The sequence below is a fragment of the Cysteiniphilum sp. 19S12-1 genome (assembly GCF_052030685.1).
Classification (GTDB): domain Bacteria; phylum Pseudomonadota; class Gammaproteobacteria; order Francisellales; family Francisellaceae; genus Caedibacter.
In genome coordinates, this window is sequence record NZ_JBQAJM010000025.1 from 14,661 (window position 1) to 32,214 (window position 17,554).

The following is a 17,554-nucleotide window of genomic DNA, read 5'->3' on the forward strand; positions in this document are numbered from 1 at the left end:
ATCGCATTGTTTAAATGATCTTCAGACAATAATATTAAAAGTTAAGATCAATGACATACTCAAACTGATAACGATGTAGCTTCACCGTTATCTTCTGACAAAAAACCATCATTCTCCGTGATAGCTGTAATAATATTTGCAATGACATCAACCCCTTTATCATTATGATCTAAGGTTGGGTTATATTCAGTAACTTCAATGCCTAGCAATTGCTCTTTAGGCATTTCTTGAAAGCTTGATAATACCTCGGGTAGCAAAATCCCATCCTCTACCGGCGTACCTAATGCTTCAATATACTGAGGGTCCAAACCATCTAAATCAAAACTAATGCCAAAAGGAATATCTTTTGATTTGAAGTGATCTATTGCTGAGTCAAAACAATGCTTAAAGCCAAATGCATGAACATCTTCCATCATAAACACTTTAACGCCTAAGCTTTTCAAAATTGCTTGCTCTGGTTCCTCAAATGAACGAATACCTATTAAAACAATATTTTCAGGTTTAAGTTTAGGATTGTCTGATAATATCTTTGTCATTTTATCATTACCATAACCCATTAGTGCTGCCACTGGCATGCCATGTAAATTACCACTATGAGAACTCTCCGTAGTATGTGCATCCATATGCGCATCTATCCAAACAAGTCCAAACTCACCCATCGCAGCATAAACACCTGACCACGTGCCCACCGCACAACTATGGTCACCGCCAATGGTAATAAACTTATCACCCTGCTCAACGATATTTTTTGTTGCATGAGCAAGTTCGGTTGAAAATGTATTTAATGCATTAAGTGCTGAAAGACGTCTTTCCTCTCCCTCAAAATAAACTGTTTTTTGCCATAACAACTCTAATTTCAACTTACGCTTCACGTGATCAGGCGCCTGCTCACAGCCAATAATACCAGCGCAATTGCCAACACTAGCCCCTAAAAAGCGATAATTAGACATTCGCATGCACCTCTTTAATTTGTAGTGCGCTATTATCTGTGTTGTTATTTAATACGGAGAACAAATCCTTAGGATCTTTTAATGCCGGAATCATATTCATGGGCACGCCGATATTATATTTCTCAGCCAATTGATATGTCAGCTTCAGTGCTGAGAAGTCTTCTAAAGCAAAACCAACTGAATCAAATACAGTAATCTCATCTTGGCTAGTGCGCCCTTTTTTCTCACTTGAGATAAGTTGCCATAATTCAGCATAAACAACTTTCTTTGCTTCTTCTTCAGTGAAATGTTGAATCTCACCTTCAATAAACGACTGCTCAAAGAACTCAACCACCACTTTAGCGCGTGGCAAAATGGCTTGATCTAACTCTGTTTTGCCCGGGCAATCACCTCCTAAACCATTGATATGCACACCCTCTTTGATCCAACTATTTTCAATCACAACAGCATGTGCTTTGCAGGCAGTACACACTGTAATAATATCAGCACCCTTGACCGCTTCTTCATTGTTAGCACAAGGAATGAGTTCAAAATCATAAGCTTGCATGTTTTTCTCAAAACGACGCATTGCCTGTGGATCAATATCATGGTAACGAATCGTTTTAATATCACGCACAATGGCTGCTGCTAATGCTTGGAAGTCACTTTGCGCACCTGTACCGATTAACGCCAAAGTGTTGGCATCTTTTCGTGCTAAATAGTCTGTCGCCAACGCTGAAGTAGCCGCTGTGCGTAAACCTGTTAACACCGTCATTTCTGAAATTAACAATGGATGACCATCAGAGACTTTTGATAACTGCCCTGTCGCTACAATCGTTTGCTTATTCTGCAATGGATTCTTTGGATGTCCATTGACATATTTATAGGCAAATAACTCTTTATCTGCCGTTGGCATTAATTCAATTACACCATCGGGCACATGAAATGCTGGACGTGGAATCTTATCAAATTCTTGCCAACGCAGAAAATCACTCTTCAAGGTTGTCATTAAGTCAACTAAATACTGTCTTAGACCATGTTTATGAATAAGCTCAGCTAACTTTTCCACTGAAATTACTTTGATCATTATATTTCTCCTATCCCACATATTTTATATATCTAAAGTTATATAAGATTATAAAACTTTATACTGAATATATTTTTAACAATATCACATGCATTTACCTATAGATAAATAGATCATGTTTTACTGTAGATTTTCAACAAGAGGTAATATAAATTTAATAATCAAAAATAGCAAATGGATTTATGCACAGATTTCTAAGCCCGTCATTAGCTCTTTTAAAGCTTAATCGGGCTCACCACATACGTGCTACGGCTATCATTGTCCTTAATGAGTAAGCTCATTTGCGGGCTATCAAAATAAAAGTCAATATGCTCTGAATCCAACACATCAACGATATTCAAAAGGTAATTTACGTTAAAACCAATTTCCATCGGTTGATCGCTATATTTTACTTCCATTTGATCTTGCGCTTCTTCATGCTCTGGATTATTTGCTGATAAAAGCAAAGCATTATCCTGAAGCTCTAAGCGTACGCCGCGATATGTTTCATTCGATAAGATCGCTGTACGTAATAATGCTTGTTTTAATTCAACTCGATTTGCCACTAATAACTTGGTATTATTCGGCGGAATCACTCTTGTGTAATCAGGAAAACGCCCTTCAATAAGTTTTGATGTAAACTGAAAATCAGGCAGAATTATTCTGAAATAATTCTTACCAATTTGCACTTCAATTTCAGCATCTTCAGGCGCTGATAACGTGCGTTCTAATTCTTTAATTGCTTTGCTTGGCACAATAATCTGAACAGCATCTAGGAAGGTATCTTCTATTAATACTTCAGAACTTGCCATACGATGACCGTCAGTCGATACAGTTCTAAACCGATCATTGTTGACTTCCCATAACATACCATTTAAGAAATAGCGTACATCATTATTTGCCATGGCAAATTTTACACGCTTGATTGCCGAATTAAGCTGAGCATATGATAACTTAAACATCGCTCTACCGGTATCTTCATTCATCACAGGAAAAGATGAAGCTTTCAAGATTGACATAGTAAACTTACTGCGATTACACGCAATTAATACACGATCATTTGCTTCTTCTGTTATTTTGACAGATGCACCCTCTGGTAGATTACGTATAATATCATGAAGCTTTTTGGCAGGAATAGCGATACTACCATCATCAGATGCTTCTTCAAGCTCAACATAACTGACAATTTCAGTCTCTAAATCAGAGGCCTTTAGGCGTAGCTTACCCTCTTCAATAATAAATAATACGGAGCTTAGCACTGGTATCGTATGCTTTTTATCAGCAATTGATACTAAACCTTGTAATGGCTTTAACAATGAATCGCGAGAAAGTGTAAATTGTAACATCATATCTCCCCTGGGAATTAATGCGCTAATTTGCGCGATAAGTTTTGATAATCATCCTGTATATCAACATTATTGACAATCAGTTTCTTTATAGTCCTTACTGCATGTAAGACTGTGGTATGATCTCTACCACCAAAAAAGCCACCAATTTCCGGTAAACTATGGTTGGTAAACTCTTTAGCTAACGCCATTGCCATCTGCCTTGGACGCGCGACATCACGACTTTTTTGCTTTGATAGTAAGTCTGTTATTTTAATATTATAATAATCAGCAACAACACGTTGAATATTGTCTACTTTGACAATTTTATCCTGTATTGAAATAATATCTTTTAAGCATTCATAAGCAAGCTTCTCATCAATTGCTTTTTTATTAAACTGAGCATAGTTAAGCACGCGCCTTAGCGCACCTTCCAGTTCTCGCACATTAGAGCGAATATGTTTTGCCATAAAAAGCGCTACATTTTGATCAATTGGTCGACCAAATTGGCTCGATTTATGCAATAAAATTGCACTGCGTGTTTCAAGATCAGGAATATCAATTGTTACGGTCAAGCCATAACCAAAGCGCGAAACTAAACGCTCTTCAAGTTTAGGGATTTCCTTGGGATACTTATCACAAGATAAGACAACTTGTTTACCATTTTCAAGCAAGGTATTAAATGTATGGAAAAACTCCTCTTGAGAGCCTGCTTTACCGGCAATAAACTGGATATCATCAACTAATAATACATCAACAGAGCGATAAAAGTTTTGAAATTCATCGCCTGAGTGTAAACGTACCGCATCAACATAATCTTTGACAAAGCGTTCAGATGTTACATATAACACTTTTGCTGTTGGGTTATTATGTAATACATAGTTACCAATAGCATGCATTAAATGTGTTTTACCTAACCCACTACCGCCATAGATAAACAATGGGTTATACGCCAATCCTGGATTGATAGAAACCTGCATAGCCGCAGCGCGAGCTACTTCATTTGCTTTACCAACAACAAAGTTATCAAAATTATATTCTTTTTTTAATGGTGAACCAAAATCAACACGCTTTTGATCTTTAGGAACGGATAATGCTTCATCAAAACCATAAAGCTCACTGGAAATACCTGAATTTTTATCCACTTCAAATTCATTTTTTTCATCCGCTAAATCATTATGCTCAATTAAAGTATCTACAACGACTGGCGTAATAGCCACGTTTTGGTTGAAAAGATCAGTCTGTGGACCAACACTACTTTTAACTGTTTGAGTTTGCATTGCTGTGGTTTGTGTTTCCACATTTTGAGTGTTGTTGCCCTTTTTTACTGAAAACTCAACGATTAAATGATTATTTTGTTTGTACTTTTTCAAGGTATCCACAAGAACCTGTTGATATTTGGTCTTAACCCAACCAAGAAAATAATTATTCGGTGCATAAATTGTGAATAAACTACCTTGATCATTTGTTTTTAACGGTGTTATCCATATTCTATACTCTTGTTCAGACAAGTTGTCTTTTAAATAATCCAAACATTCTGACCAAACATTCATATTTACAATGCATCCTATATATATCAAGGGTTTCTAGCATTTATTAAAGGCTTTAAATAGACTAGAAAAAGTTTATATTTTTAAATTAGCTTCGGATTATATCAAAGCTTTCACAGCATGCAATGCTTGAGATAAAAGTCTGTGGATAACTTTGTGGATAATGGTGTGAATTTGTTGTTAATTCCATTGTGAATAAGTATGTGCATAAGGATGTTCATATCCCTTTGGATTTTTTTGTGGAAAATTTTCACACAAGAGAAAAGAATTAAAAGTCCACAACCGATAAACAGAAAATGCACACCATTATCCACAAAAGTATACACAAGGGAAATCAATGTTTTAAAAGGCTTTCAGATAGTTTATCCACAAATATCCACAAACCAATAACAGAAAAAACAAATAAAAAATAAATTCTTTATTTAAAAAAAGGAAAGGGAAAAAGGAAAGGGAAAAATAAAAAGGAAAGTGGATAAAAATAAAAAAGAGAAGAACTTAATAAAATTATTTATAAACAGATATAATAATCTCACTTTACAAACTGTGAATGTTTTATCAAAGTTAAAACGATTAAAAAGGTGATCTGTGAATTATTTCAAAATAATGATTGAAAAGACTTATGAAAATATGAATAATGGCAACCACTGGTTTGGTTCTCTTGCGACACTAGTTTATGAACCCCGTCAGATCCGGAAGGAAGCAGCGGTAATAGATGATGTGTGTGCCGAGATGTAAGCTAAACCAGTACTATAGCGCTTGTAAATCAGTTATATTGATATAAGTTATTGTAGTCCATGGTTGAAATAATACGTTTTTCATATTCACCATCTTCAAGCTCAGAATAATGCACTAAGGTTTTAATGAGATCTTTACCTGTTATTGGCTTATCCTCTTTGGTTAACTGTGAACGTAATACACGAAACGCTTGAAAATTAGTACCTGTATTCAGTAAGTTAAAATAAGATTGCACACTATCTTTAGGAGATGGGAAAACTTGAACTTCATTAATTGCACCCGTTCTACGTTGTTTAGGAACAATACCACAACCTTTGGTAAAGCAATGCTGACCAAAATAGTTATTACCATCAACAGCAAAGCGTGAGGTTCCCCAGCCAGTTTCAAGCGCTGCTTGTGCAAGAACCATGCTTGTTGGGATAGTATTAACTTTTATGAGTAAATCTTTAAGCGTTTGATTTAGTGAATTTTCATCAAAGTTAACTTTATATTGTTCACATAATTTAGATAAGTGATTTTGCTGACGCTTAGAAAGCTTTTTATTTTGACTAAGTATTGCAACCATACTTTCTAATGACTGTCTTTGATTTAATATATCTTTTTGCACTTGATGAATAAATGGCAACATATAGTCAATAAATGCCTGTTTACGATCATTAACATTGGTAATTGCTTGAAAATCAGGCTTGGCTGTTATTTTATTTTCTGTATTTTTAGAGCAACTGGTTACTAAACAAGTTAAGCTAAGAGCTAAAAGTCCTGATATAGATAGTCGAAACAATGTTGTTTTTTTCATAATTACATCCTCTTATTATTCTCTCTATTAAGTCCTTAGCATAGACTATAACTGCTAATAAAGGTTGTTTGTGCTGCTTTTTTTATACTTATTCATCTGATAGACTGCGGTAGTTATTATTGTAAATAAAATACAGGGGAATACGATGACTGCAGCAGTTGATATGGTTAACGAATTAAATATAGAAACATTAAAAAATGAATCTATATGGCAATATTTCATCGAAATAACTCAAATTCCAAGACCGACATTCCATGAGGAAAAAATCAAAGCCTATTTATTGGCATGGGCTGAAAAAAATAGCTTTAAAACGAAGATTGATCAGGCAGATAATATCGTGATTTATGTACCGGCCACAAAAGGCTATGAATCACACAAATCAGTTGTTTTACAAGCACATAAAGATATGGTTTGCGAAAAAAATGAAGACGTAATATTTGATTTCCTAAAGGATGGTTTAAAGCTCGAGATTATTGATGGTTGGCTTAAAGCTAAAGGGACAACATTAGGTGCTGATAACGGTATAGGCATTGCCGCAGCAATGGCAGCAGCGACAGATAAAGAGATCAAGCGTCCAGCGCTTGAGATATTAATTACCGCTTCAGAAGAAAGAGGGTTAATTGGTGCTAATAATTTAAGTAAAGACTTATTAACGGCCAATACGATGATCAATCTAGATACAGAAAGCTGGGGAGATATTTATGTCGGTTGTGCCGGATCACAGTCTGCGACAATGAGATTTAAAAATGAAACCATTGAGCAACCATCTTCACTTCAAAGTATTGAAATCATTATCAATGGTCTTAAAGGTGGGCACTCAGGTTTAGATATTGATAAACCACGTATTAATGCTGCCAAATTTATGAGTATGATGCTTGATGATCTCGATCAAAATTATTCATATAACATTAACGAAATCAAAGCAGGTAATCTACCAAATGCTATTCCACGCGAGGCTAAGGCTATTATTTCTTCTCAAGTTGAAGATATACCGCAAATAAAAGAAGCTTTAAGCAATTACTATGATAACTGGTATGCAATTTATCAAAAAAATGAGCCTAATTTTACATTAACAATCAACGAAGTAACAACGGCAAAAACGGCATTCAATAATGATTTAAAGCATCGTTTGTTAAATGTATTAACAAGTATACATTCAGGTGTCTTAGCGATGAGTCCGGCGATGCCAAATCTGGTGGAGAGCTCAAATAATTTATCTTCAATTAAATTAAAAGATAATGATATTGTTATTACCGTTTACACGCGCAGTGATAATAATTTAGCGATCAATAATTTTATGCAATCCATCAAGCGTATAGCAACTCAAAATAATGCGATTTTTGACAAATCCCAACTATCCCCTGGTTGGAAGCCAGATATGAGCTCTAATGTGCTTAAAATTGCCAAAGAGAGCTATTTTGCACTCTATTCTAAAGAAGCGAATATCAAAGCGATTCATGCCGGTTTAGAGTGTGGTGCTATCGTTGATAAATACCCTCACATGGATATGGTTTCAATAGGACCAACGATAGAAGGTGCGCATTCGCCTGATGAAAAAGTCAAAATAGACACAGTTAGCGAGTTTTATCAGTTATTGAAAGCAATGTTAGAGCGATTATAGAATCAGTAGAAGAAGTAAGTAAAGGTGATCGTTGTGTAGGTGAGTCACTCTATGTGCTTGACGACATAAAGGTTATCTAAGGAGGGGAGGGAGGATGACGACCCACCTAACACTTCCCTAGTATAGTAAAGGATTTTAAAAGTGTTAGTATTTTTATAAAAAAAGTGAAAATTTTTTCTCAATATAATAAAAACCTTGGAAATATAAGGTTTTCAGCATGATTAATGATAGGGATATAAAAGAAACTTAAACTATGAGATCTTGATTTGTAACATTTTTATGTTATTCTTAGGCAACCATAGTAATTTGATGATAACAATGCCTGTTTCTGGAAAAGATGTTTTAAAAACACTATTAAAAAATGGATGGGAATTACATAGAGTTAAAGGTTCTCACCATATTTTGATTAAATCAAGAGTAACAATAACCATCCCAGTGCATGGTAATAAAGACATGAAAATCGGTCTGCTTAAATCAATAGAAAAGCAAACTAAATTAAAATTTTAAGGTGGTAAAGAAATGTTAAAATATCCATTTAAAATTACTAAACATAGCGATGATGGAGAATATTACCTCATTGAATCTATTAATTATCAAGGAGGTTTTAGTCAGGCTGATACGCTTGAGGAAGCCTTTGAGAATGCACATGAAGTAATAGACTTACTTGTGGGTTATGCCATAGAGCAAGATAAAATTGAATTGCCAAAACAAGTAAAAGGCAAAGATATTTATATGATTGCGCCATCAATAGAGTACGCAATTCCAATTATGCTAAAGCAAGCACGGCAAGCAAAAGGTATGAGTGCACCACAAGTTGCTAAAGCGCTTGGTGTACCTTACCAAAATTATTGGCGTATTGAGAAAGGTGAGCGTAAAAATTTAACCATTAATACCTTGCAGCGTGCTGCTGCAGTACTTGGCTTAAGTCTTGATATTAGTTTTGTGTAATATTATTCAGGATAAATAACCGAATTTTTATGTTCATCATTCCAGATTTCCTGCTCGCTTAATGTTGTTTCAATTAACTCAATAGGCGCACCTTCGACTTCGATCATAGCAACTTTAAATCCTGCAAAAGGTTCATATACTGGCATGATAACTTTTTGGTCTTTAATGGCTTCAGCTAGACTATCCACTTTAAAAGCGACATGAGTTTTGGTCTGAATGAGCGGGTGCAAAGGACATCCTTCTTCAAATCGATGGTATTGAATACGAAAGGGATTGTGTCCCTTGGTTGTATACATTTTAAATGATGAGCTATAACGTTCATCAGTGTGTTTCTCTGTCGTTGGAATACCTATGTGATGATATTGATAGTTGATTTTAGACATGCTAGAAAATGGTGTTGTATAATTTTCAGCAAATAATAATAGGTTGATCTAAACTTGTAAACTGAAGTTTTAATATGTAAATAACTGCAAGATTGCCTCACGATCAATTTTACTTTGTGCATTAACAGGGATTTCATCACCATAACGAAAGGATTTTGGCAATAGTATTTTCTCAAACCAATGGCTTAAAAAGTGGCGTAAAGTGTTATTAAACTCAAAGGCAGTTAGATGATCTTTTTGCTCTTTACCTAATGTAGATAATACGATAAAAACACCAATATATTCGCGCGATTTTTCAAGTTTCAATGCATAACAATCATTAATCCAAGCGTGTTTCTTTAGGCGATCTTCAAGTTCATTTAATGACAGACGTTTATCTTCAAGTTTGACGATACGTCCTTTACGACCTTGTAGAATAAATTGATTAGGTTTAATCAATTCAATCACATCATCCGTATCGATAAATGGTTCGATAAAAGAGTCCGCATAAACACGCAATGTCTGATCGTTACTTTGTGTAATTTGCACATCATCAAAGCATTGCCAAAGTGGATCATTAAGTTGTTGGCGCCAAGCAATAATACCCGTTTCACTACTGCCTAAAATTTCAGTGACATTCATATGAAGATGAGCTTTTAGTTGTTGCGCTATTTCTGTTTTAAGAAGACTACCAGCACTGAAACAGGTAATTTTAGAAATATCTTTTTCAAAAGTTAAACGCGATAATAGCGCAGGACTTGAGATAAAAATAAATTGGTGATTTCTGGTAGTTAATTGCGCTAACTCCTCACTTAATTCAATGCGCTGACTATAAATAGGGCGTCCTGTTAAGGATGGCCAGAGAAAGTAAAAAACAAAACCATAGAGATGCTGATGATGGACACTGCTAATCACCATCTGTTCTTTATCAAGATTAAAAAAATTATTTAAGATATTAACCTCATTGACTAAGTGCTTAAATTTCTTCGTGATTTTTTTAGGTTTTCCTGTAGAACCGGAAGTGAAAAATATAATATCCGCAGTGAACAGACTATCATTTATTTGATACATTAAGTTATCATTACGATTAAGTTCAATGGTTTTTTTATTAAAACAAAAGCATTGTCGCTGTTCATCAAAATGAAGTGTCGCAATATCTTCATTATTGGTAATATCCTCAAAAACACCACACCTATTATTAGGTGGTAATATAATCGACTTGTTAGTAATCAAGGCACTAAAAAAGCCAATATAGAAATGATAGATATTGTTACAATAAAGAATAATTGAAGTTTCTTTCTGTAGGCTTAAAAAATGCGCTAGTGGAAATATAATTTGTTTAATTTTGCCAAGATGTATTGGTAAGTTATTTTTTTTGCCATGGCAAAAAATGATTTTGTCATCATTTGATTTTTGAAATAAAACATTTAAGTAATCTTTCATTTGCTATTTTTTCTCTTAACAAAAATGCGCACAATAAATTCACAAACAAAAAACGCACCAATCAAAATATAAGAAACCAATCCATTATAGATTGTCCAAACATGCAATGAACTAAACAAAGCGCTATAGCAAGAAACTAAAGCGTTTAACATAAAAAAAACACACCATGCAATCGTCACTTTGCGTGTGTATGCACTGACAAAATGCGGTAGCGGTTTACGGGATGTTTTTTTGGCGAATTGATAAATAATATTCTCTTTTGCAAATAATGAAGCAAAAAAAATACTCAAAAAAGCAAGATTCATGGCAACAGGGTAAAGTTTAATAAAGACGATATTGAGTGACAGCATTGCTAATAAACTGATCGTAATACCAATACCTGAGAGGGTAAATAGCGCATATTTAGGCATGATATTATGATCGTTGTTGTGGCTAAAAATCGCTCGTAATCCAAAAAGGCAAAGAATAATTAAACTTAACCCTTGTACGGATAAAAACTGTATGCCAAAAAAAATGACAAAGGGATAGAGTAAGATAGCAATAGCGATGATAAGAGTAGTTAAGCTACGTAAGGACATTATTGCTTATTAATTTCTTGGTCAATGATTGTGACGATATCATTAACAGTTTTCACTGATTTAAATTCATCAGGTTTAAACTGTTTATCAGTTTTACTTTGCAGATAAACAATAAGATCTACCGCATCAATACTATCTAAATCAAGATCTTCATATAAGCGCGCTTCAAGTGTCACATCTTGTGGATTAAGCTCAAATAACTCAGCAAATATTCCCTGAAGTTCTTGGAGAATTTGTGCTTTTGATGTACTCATTTTTTATCCCTTATTATTTTGTGTCGCAATAAATTGCGCTAATGTTTTAACTGATTCAAAGTGCTTTTTTACATCATCAGTGTCTTCATTGAGCTCAATGTTATATTTTTTCTTTAAAGCAACGCCAAGCTCCAATGCATCGATGGAGTCTAAGCCAAGCTCGTCACCAAATAATTGCATATCACTGGCAATATCTTCAGTAGTAATATCTTCTAGATTAAGCACATCAATAATCAGTTCTTTTAATTCCAGTTCAAGTAGGGTGTTATTCATTAATCAATATGACCTTGTAATTGTTGTTGTAATATCTTTGTCAACCGTCTTGCGGCAACCGAAGGAAGTTGATTGCACTCATTTAAAATCGTTTGAGTATCAATAAGATCCTTAACCGTTAACGTAAAGATAGGTTTTGTCGTGGGTATTTTATACCATTTATCATTTTTTGCCAGTGTACTGGGCGTGCAGCTTAAATGAATAATACGAATAGGCGCATTTGCACGAATGGCAATTTGTGCAGCCCCTCTTTTTAATTGGATTGGCATATTGGGAATAGAACGAGTACCTTCAGGAAACATCAATAAGTTATTCCCTGCGTGTAATGTTGCTTTGATATCACTAAATGTTTGCTCAGGATCGATATTGGGAATGTAACCTGCAGTGGATATAACGCGTCGTATAAAACGGTTGTGCCACAATTGCGCTTTGACAATATTGTCGCAAAAGGGCAGTTTAGAGACGATTGATACATAATCAATTAAGGTTGGATGGTTGGCAATGATTAATGTGCCTTTGTCTTTTTTTAATTTTTCAAAGCCAATAAAGTCAAAGCGAATAAGACCTAAGCCAGACATCGTTGCGGTAAAAAAACGAAACGTTAAATAAATACAATATTGCGCAATATATTTTTTCTGCTGCTTTAAACGAATTATTTTGGCAATGATTAATACCATAGGAATAATAATATACCCTAACAGTAATCCCCCTAAAGAGAATAATAAAAAACAAAATCCCGTGGCAATAAGGCGCCAGAGGTAGTTTATTTTGTTAAAAAATATATACATTGATAAAAATAAATACACTTTAATATATTTTAGCTATTATTGATAAAATAAACCATTTAGTCAAAAGAGTCAGGTGCATTCGCGATTGCTAGGTAAATCAGCTGAAAGTTATTTAGTCAGTTTTTAAAAATACCAACACAATCGTTGTATCAACAAATGGCGATCATATTGTATTTAGATTAATACAACTAATGCAGATTTTATTATAACAATTATGTCATGGGCTTATTTAATGGTATTTTTTCAAAAAAACTTAACCTCCGCTTCATTTCACGTTACGCTTATGCTCCCGCATATAATAAAGATAAAACATGTTAAACAAGTTTATTAAATATACTGCAGCGATTTTATTGGCTGCTTCATCATTTTCGAGTTCATTTGCCGCAAGTGCTCATATGCCAGCGGCAAGTGGAAGTGCTGTTAAAGCAATCCCACTAGCCGCAAATTACTGCAATGACTTTCTGAAATATGGCAACCCCGGTGGTAAGGTGAGTTTATATCTTTGTCGTGAGGGTTATATTTCTGCTTATAATTACGAAACCAAGCAGCCAAGCTGGGTTGCTTATCGTTTAACCGCACAATCAGTGTCAAGTAAACTCAAGCGTCATGATGAATTTCAACCTGATCCGGAAGTGCCGGCAAAATATCGTGCGGAATTATCAGACTATAAAAGAAGTGGTTATGATCGTGGGCATTTAGCCCCTTATGCGGCGATGGATTTTAATAAAACAAGTGCTAAGCAGTCGTTTTATCTATCAAATATGTCGCCACAAAAAGGTGGGCTTAATCGTCAGGGTTGGGCAAAGCTTGAGTCTGATGTGCGCTTTTGGGCACAGATGTACAAAGAAGTCTATGTTTACACGGGGCCTGTATTTAAAAACAGTAAAACACATAAAACAATTGGCAAGAATAAAATCTGGGTGCCAGAGTATTTCTTCAAAGTAGTCTATGCGCCAAAACAAGATAAGGCAATTGCCTTTATTATGCCGAATGCTCGCGTTGATAAAAAAGATGTCTCGAAATATCGTGTATCGATCAAAGATGTCGAACAGCGTACTGGCTTGACGTTTTTTAACACCTTGCCTAAGACTCAAGTGGCTGCATTAACAGATAAAACCTCACCAATGTGGCGTACGAGTTATAGGGCGTAATTTGCAACTAAAAATGTATTGTTTTTAGGTAAATATTATAAAAATTAAAAAAATACTTGACCTTTATCCTACTTAAGTAAATAATGCGCAACAGAACCAAATAGTGCCCGTGATATGTGGGCACATGTGACCCTCCCCAACATGACATTAAGGAGCTAAACATGATAACTTTTCACTCACTTCAACCACCCAGTTGTTGATCTTTTGCAGTTGGAGCTAATCTATAGCTGTTTCATTAATACTTTTATATTTGATTGACTGCGTTTATAGTTTCTGACATCTATCGCAAAATGAGCTATGCCATCTTTTACCTCGCCCCTTGTGGGAGAGGTCGTATAGCGTAAGCTGTACGGGTGAGGGGTAATTGTAACCCAGTTTATTTTTCGTTAGTTATGATAAATGCCAAATAGAAAGTATTCATCAAATAGTTGTAACTCCAATGGTGCAGTAACCAAAGTAACTCAAAGAATCAGCATAATATGCTTCATATAGGTTGTGTAGTATATTTATGTTGGTTGTTGCTGAGTTATTATTGAAATATTTAGCAATAAAAATAGCTTTGTTTATGCCTTTTTGGTCTTTTCAGAGCTGTCTTAATTTTATTTTTGAAATATTAAAAACAAAAGAAATGTACATTGTAAGTATGGTTGAGTATTTGCTTCAACTATCCGCCGTACCCTGAGCGAAGTCGAAGGGTGTGCTAGGAATAAAAATTCATAATGTCAAGTTATAAGGGCTTCGACTTACGCTCAGCCCACGCAGGTGGCTAAGGGTGACTATGAACTATTTTATCAATATATTGAGATGTAATTTATGAATACAATAACATTAAAAAATCACCACAGAAAAAGAAGTTATTTCTTGCATGATATTGTTTTTGTCATGCTGGTTATTACAAGCCTTGGGCTGATGTATTATGCGTGGATTGGCATGCATCAAAGCTTTATCAATGAATCATCTGTTGCTGCAATATCACTAGATCCAAGTCACTTGCCTTATTATACATTACGTACGGTGATGCGTTTACTCATTGGGATGGTCTGGTCGTTTGCTTTTGCCTTGATTGCCGGTTATGCCTGTGCTAAGAACAGACATGTTGCACGTATTTTGTTGCCGATTATTAACTTTATGGAATCAGTACCTTTATTGGGTTTCTTAACGTTTACCACGGCATTCTTTTTGTTTTTGTTTCCACGCTCAGTGATGGGGCTTGAGGCGGCAGCAATTTTTGGTGTGTTTACATCGCAAGCATGGAATATGGCATTAATCGTTTATCAGACGATTCGCATTGTGCCGGACGAGGTTATTAATGCATCACATGTTTATAAGCTAAATGCATGGCAGCGTTTTTGGAAGATTGAAATGCCATATTCAGTGCCGGGGCTTTTGTGGAATGTAATGGTGTCACAATCTGCGGCATGGTTTGCACTTGTCGCAACTGAGGCGATTCCGGTGGGAGATAAAGATGTGATGCTACCGGGTGTTGGTGCGTATATTAGTACTGCACTTGATCACGCCAACGCATTAGCAATCGTATATGCATTGATTGCGATTATTTTAACGATTGTTGCTTTTGATCAGTTGGTGTTTCGTCCATTAGTCAAGTGGTCAAAGAAGTTTAAATATGAACAGATAAATGTCAGTGGCGCGCATAGCTCATGGATGCATGATCTGTGTACTAAATCAACGTGCTTTAACGCGATTGTTAAAGGTATTAAAACAGTGAGTTTTTACTTTATTAATTCGCCAACAGTTATTGCCAGAAAACTATCGTTTCCACAATTATCACTCACGCCAGCCATTCGACACTTATCAACAGCGATTTGGTATCTGTGTATTGTTAGCTTAATGGAAGTTTTTCCCTAATGGCAATATGACTTACCTGTTACCACTGATGTGGGAGACGACGTATCGTGTGGCGATTGCCATGGGTTTAAGTATCGTGATTTGTACTCCTCTTGGTATTTGGATCGGGATCTCACCAAAACGCACCAAAATGTTGCAACCAATCATACAGGTACTGGCAGCGATACCTCAGCCAATTTTCTTCCCGATTGTGGCAATTTTACTGATTTTTGGCGGTGGTAGTTTAAGCATTTGGGCGATTCCATTGATTATGACCGGTACTTCTTGGTATGTATTGTTTAATGTGATTGCTGGGGCTTCAGCCTTGCCATCGGATTTAATTGAGATGTCACGTAGCTTCCACTTAAAGGGTTCTAAATGGTGGTTTAAGTTTGCGGTTCCTGCTGTTTTTCCTTATATCGTTTGCGGGATTATCAGTGCTGCAGGTGGTGCGTGGAATTCAGCGATTGCTGCTGAGCTGATCACTTGGGGTGGTAAAACAATTTCAATAAGTGGTATTGGTGAGCTTGTATCGCAAACAACAAGTAATAATCAAGTGGCTGAGGCAGCATTAGCGGTCAGTGCAATGTGTGTGCTTGTCGCCTTGTGTGTCATCTTTATCTGGAAGCCTTTGTATAAGCTTGCAGAAACAAAATATAAAATTTAGGCTAAGACTAAATGTTCACCCATAAGTGCTCACCGTACCCTGAGCGTAAGTCGAAGCGATGCACTGAGCATCAGTCGAAGTGGGTAAGCTTTGGAAAATCATACTTCATAAAGGCTTCGACTTACGCTCAGCCAACGCTTACACAATCAAAGTGGGCAGGAATATGGTCATAGTCATAATTTAAAACTTAAAAATATAACATAGGTTGACCATCGCTTCTTTGCCAACCTTATCATCAAAACGCAAATGACAGAACGGGTGATGATCTTGGTGAAGAAGCGTGAAAAGAGGATTTGAAAATGAAAAACAATGTACTTATCGAATGCCAAAATATCGAACTTTATTTTGAAAAAGACAAAAAACAGTCACTTAAAGTGTTAGATCGTATTAACTTCAAATTACATGACAATGAAATCGTTGCTATTTTAGGCAAATCGGGTGCTGGTAAATCAAGCTTTTTACGCATTGTTGCGGGGCTTTTGCATCCAAGCTATGGCTCTGTGCTTTATAAAGATAAGCCGGTGACTAAGCCGCTTGATAATATGAGCATGGTGTTTCAAAACTTTGCATTACTGCCATGGTTGAATGTGGTTGACAATATTCTATTTGGCAGTGATGCATTGGGTATTTCACGTAAAATAAGTGAACCTAAAGCGCATGAGCTTATTCAAAAAATCTCATTGCAAGGTTTTGAAAAAGCGTATGTAAACGAGCTATCTGGCGGCATGAAACAACGTGTTGGCTTCGCGCGAGCGCTTATGGTTGAGCCGGAGATTTTATTTTTAGATGAACCGTTTTCATCCCTTGATATTACCACGGCAAATACGCTACGTACGGATATATTAAACTTATGGCTTAATAAGCAAATCCCAACGAAATCAATGGTATTGGTCACGCATAGTGTGGAAGAAGCGGTGATGATGGCAGATCGTGTTATTATCTTTGATAACCATCCAGGTAAAATCGCCTATGAGCATGCATTAAATATCCCACGTTTACGAGATAAACGCTCAGCAGAAGTGTTAAAGCATATCGATCTTTTAGAGCAAAAGTTGAATAGCATAAATGCTAATAGTGTAGAAAAAGAAGGGAAAATAATCACCATACAGGCGTAATCAGTGCTTTGCTAGATTTGACTGATGGTTTCTATACCCAAGTTGGTAAATTTTTGATTATTAAGTATTCAAATCAAACTTTTTTTGCAATTTAACGCCCCTCAAACC

General features: G+C 35.6%; 16 protein-coding genes, 1 other RNA gene and 1 pseudogene. 7 read left to right on the forward strand and 11 right to left on the reverse strand.

Annotated features, from left to right (window positions below):
• Positions 1 to 59: 59 nt before the first annotated feature.
• The 4 genes from ACTS4L_RS08685 to dnaA all read right to left on the reverse strand — a co-directional run bounded on the left by ACTS4L_RS08685 (position 60) and on the right by dnaA (position 4,873).
• Positions 60 to 950 carry an arginase gene (locus ACTS4L_RS08685; protein WP_440617540.1) on the reverse strand — a complete coding sequence of 297 codons (891 nt, stop codon included), beginning with the start codon at positions 948 to 950 and terminating at the stop codon, positions 60 to 62.
• Positions 943 to 2,013 carry an ornithine cyclodeaminase gene (locus ACTS4L_RS08690; RefSeq protein WP_440617547.1) on the reverse strand — a complete coding sequence of 357 codons (1,071 nt, stop codon included), beginning with the start codon at positions 2,011 to 2,013 and terminating at the stop codon, positions 943 to 945. The genes ACTS4L_RS08685 and ACTS4L_RS08690 overlap by 8 nt, the downstream gene beginning before the upstream one ends.
• Positions 2,014 to 2,231: 218 nt before the next feature.
• Positions 2,232 to 3,341 (reverse strand): DNA polymerase III subunit beta, encoded by a 1,110-nt coding sequence (gene dnaN / locus ACTS4L_RS08695; RefSeq protein ID WP_440617539.1) that lies wholly within the window; start codon positions 3,339 to 3,341, stop codon positions 2,232 to 2,234.
• Positions 3,342 to 3,358: 17 nt separating this feature from the next.
• On the reverse strand, positions 3,359 to 4,873 hold the full coding sequence (gene dnaA / locus ACTS4L_RS08700) for a chromosomal replication initiator protein DnaA (RefSeq protein ID WP_440617538.1): 1,515 nt from the start codon (positions 4,871 to 4,873) through the stop codon (positions 3,359 to 3,361).
• A 644-nt stretch (positions 4,874 to 5,517) separates the two neighbouring features.
• Here dnaA and ffs point away from each other — a divergent pair.
• Positions 5,518 to 5,615: signal recognition particle sRNA small type (ffs, locus tag ACTS4L_RS08705), an RNA gene on the forward strand.
• Positions 5,616 to 5,633: 18 nt separating this feature from the next.
• Here the strand turns inward: ffs and ACTS4L_RS08710 are convergent.
• The gene (locus tag ACTS4L_RS08710; protein ID WP_440617537.1) at positions 5,634 to 6,401 is read right to left on the reverse strand and encodes a glucosaminidase domain-containing protein; all 768 of its coding nucleotides are present in this window, start codon (positions 6,399 to 6,401) and stop codon (positions 5,634 to 5,636) included.
• Positions 6,402 to 6,546: 145 nt separating this feature from the next.
• Here ACTS4L_RS08710 and pepD point away from each other — a divergent pair, with 145 nt between their 5' ends.
• From pepD to ACTS4L_RS08725, 3 genes are all read left to right on the forward strand, one after another.
• Positions 6,547 to 8,022, forward strand: coding sequence for a beta-Ala-His dipeptidase (gene pepD / locus ACTS4L_RS08715; protein ID WP_440617536.1), 1,476 nt, complete (start codon positions 6,547 to 6,549; stop codon positions 8,020 to 8,022).
• 318 nt (positions 8,023 to 8,340) lie between these two features.
• The gene (locus ACTS4L_RS08720; RefSeq protein ID WP_440617535.1) at positions 8,341 to 8,529 is read left to right on the forward strand and encodes a type II toxin-antitoxin system HicA family toxin; all 189 of its coding nucleotides are present in this window, start codon (positions 8,341 to 8,343) and stop codon (positions 8,527 to 8,529) included.
• 12 nt (positions 8,530 to 8,541) lie between these two features.
• A complete protein-coding gene (locus ACTS4L_RS08725) occupies positions 8,542 to 8,970 on the forward strand; it encodes a helix-turn-helix domain-containing protein (RefSeq protein WP_440617534.1) in 429 nt (142 codons plus the stop codon).
• A 2-nt stretch (positions 8,971 to 8,972) separates the two neighbouring features.
• On the opposite strand, the gene ACTS4L_RS08730 is transcribed toward ACTS4L_RS08725, so the two are convergent.
• The 6 genes from ACTS4L_RS08730 to ACTS4L_RS08755 all read right to left on the reverse strand — a co-directional run bounded on the left by ACTS4L_RS08730 (position 8,973) and on the right by ACTS4L_RS08755 (position 12,668).
• Positions 8,973 to 9,353 carry a hypothetical protein gene (locus ACTS4L_RS08730; protein WP_440617533.1) on the reverse strand — a complete coding sequence of 127 codons (381 nt, stop codon included), beginning with the start codon at positions 9,351 to 9,353 and terminating at the stop codon, positions 8,973 to 8,975.
• A gap of 69 nt (positions 9,354 to 9,422) precedes the next feature.
• Positions 9,423 to 10,775 carry an AMP-binding protein gene (locus ACTS4L_RS08735; protein ID WP_440617532.1) on the reverse strand — a complete coding sequence of 451 codons (1,353 nt, stop codon included), beginning with the start codon at positions 10,773 to 10,775 and terminating at the stop codon, positions 9,423 to 9,425.
• Positions 10,772 to 11,185: a hypothetical protein gene (locus ACTS4L_RS08740; protein WP_440651944.1), complete on the reverse strand. Its 414-nt coding sequence runs from the start codon at positions 11,183 to 11,185 to the stop codon at positions 10,772 to 10,774. The genes ACTS4L_RS08735 and ACTS4L_RS08740 overlap by 4 nt, the downstream gene beginning before the upstream one ends.
• Before the next feature lie 167 nt (positions 11,186 to 11,352).
• Positions 11,353 to 11,607: an acyl carrier protein gene (locus tag ACTS4L_RS08745; RefSeq protein WP_440617530.1), complete on the reverse strand. Its 255-nt coding sequence runs from the start codon at positions 11,605 to 11,607 to the stop codon at positions 11,353 to 11,355.
• A gap of 3 nt (positions 11,608 to 11,610) precedes the next feature.
• Entirely contained in the window at positions 11,611 to 11,880 is a 270-nt protein-coding gene (locus ACTS4L_RS08750) for a phosphopantetheine-binding protein (protein ID WP_440617529.1), read from the reverse strand.
• Complete coding sequence (locus ACTS4L_RS08755; RefSeq protein WP_440617528.1) at positions 11,880 to 12,668, reverse strand: lysophospholipid acyltransferase family protein; 789 nt, start codon at positions 12,666 to 12,668, stop codon at positions 11,880 to 11,882. The genes ACTS4L_RS08750 and ACTS4L_RS08755 overlap by 1 nt, the downstream gene beginning before the upstream one ends.
• A gap of 395 nt (positions 12,669 to 13,063) precedes the next feature.
• On the opposite strand from ACTS4L_RS08755, the gene ACTS4L_RS08760 reads away from it, so the two are divergent.
• From ACTS4L_RS08760 to ACTS4L_RS08770, 3 genes and pseudogenes are all read left to right on the forward strand, one after another.
• The gene (locus tag ACTS4L_RS08760) at positions 13,064 to 13,819 is read left to right on the forward strand and encodes a DNA/RNA non-specific endonuclease (protein WP_440651946.1); all 756 of its coding nucleotides are present in this window, start codon (positions 13,064 to 13,066) and stop codon (positions 13,817 to 13,819) included.
• Positions 13,820 to 14,632: 813 nt separating this feature from the next.
• A pseudogene (locus tag ACTS4L_RS08765) lies at positions 14,633 to 16,331 on the forward strand (ABC transporter permease subunit).
• A 299-nt stretch (positions 16,332 to 16,630) separates the two neighbouring features.
• Positions 16,631 to 17,446, forward strand: a complete 816-nt coding sequence (locus ACTS4L_RS08770) for an ABC transporter ATP-binding protein (RefSeq protein ID WP_440615957.1) — start codon at positions 16,631 to 16,633, stop codon at positions 17,444 to 17,446.
• The last annotated feature ends 108 nt before the right edge of the window (positions 17,447 to 17,554 follow it).

Coding starts and splice junctions, on each gene's coding strand:
- ACTS4L_RS08685 (WP_440617540.1), bottom strand. CDS start 950: ATGTCTAATTATCGCTTTTTAGGGGCTAGTGTTGGCAATTGCGCTGGT.
- dnaN (WP_440617539.1), bottom strand. CDS start 3,341: ATGTTACAATTTACACTTTCTCGCGATTCATTGTTAAAGCCATTACAA.
- dnaA (WP_440617538.1), bottom strand. CDS start 4,873: ATGAATGTTTGGTCAGAATGTTTGGATTATTTAAAAGACAACTTGTCT.
- ACTS4L_RS08710 (WP_440617537.1), bottom strand. CDS start 6,401: ATGAAAAAAACAACATTGTTTCGACTATCTATATCAGGACTTTTAGCT.
- pepD (WP_440617536.1), top strand. CDS start 6,547: ATGACTGCAGCAGTTGATATGGTTAACGAATTAAATATAGAAACATTA.
- ACTS4L_RS08720 (WP_440617535.1), top strand. CDS start 8,341: ATGCCTGTTTCTGGAAAAGATGTTTTAAAAACACTATTAAAAAATGGA.
- ACTS4L_RS08725 (WP_440617534.1), top strand. CDS start 8,542: ATGTTAAAATATCCATTTAAAATTACTAAACATAGCGATGATGGAGAA.
- ACTS4L_RS08730 (WP_440617533.1), bottom strand. CDS start 9,353: ATGTCTAAAATCAACTATCAATATCATCACATAGGTATTCCAACGACA.
- ACTS4L_RS08735 (WP_440617532.1), bottom strand. CDS start 10,775: ATGAAAGATTACTTAAATGTTTTATTTCAAAAATCAAATGATGACAAA.
- ACTS4L_RS08740 (WP_440651944.1), bottom strand. CDS start 11,185: ATGCCTAAATATGCGCTATTTACCCTCTCAGGTATTGGTATTACGATC.
- ACTS4L_RS08745 (WP_440617530.1), bottom strand. CDS start 11,607: ATGAGTACATCAAAAGCACAAATTCTCCAAGAACTTCAGGGAATATTT.
- ACTS4L_RS08750 (WP_440617529.1), bottom strand. CDS start 11,880: ATGAATAACACCCTACTTGAACTGGAATTAAAAGAACTGATTATTGAT.
- ACTS4L_RS08755 (WP_440617528.1), bottom strand. CDS start 12,668: ATGTATATATTTTTTAACAAAATAAACTACCTCTGGCGCCTTATTGCC.
- ACTS4L_RS08760 (WP_440651946.1), top strand. CDS start 13,064: ATGCCAGCGGCAAGTGGAAGTGCTGTTAAAGCAATCCCACTAGCCGCA.
- ACTS4L_RS08770 (WP_440615957.1), top strand. CDS start 16,631: ATGAAAAACAATGTACTTATCGAATGCCAAAATATCGAACTTTATTTT.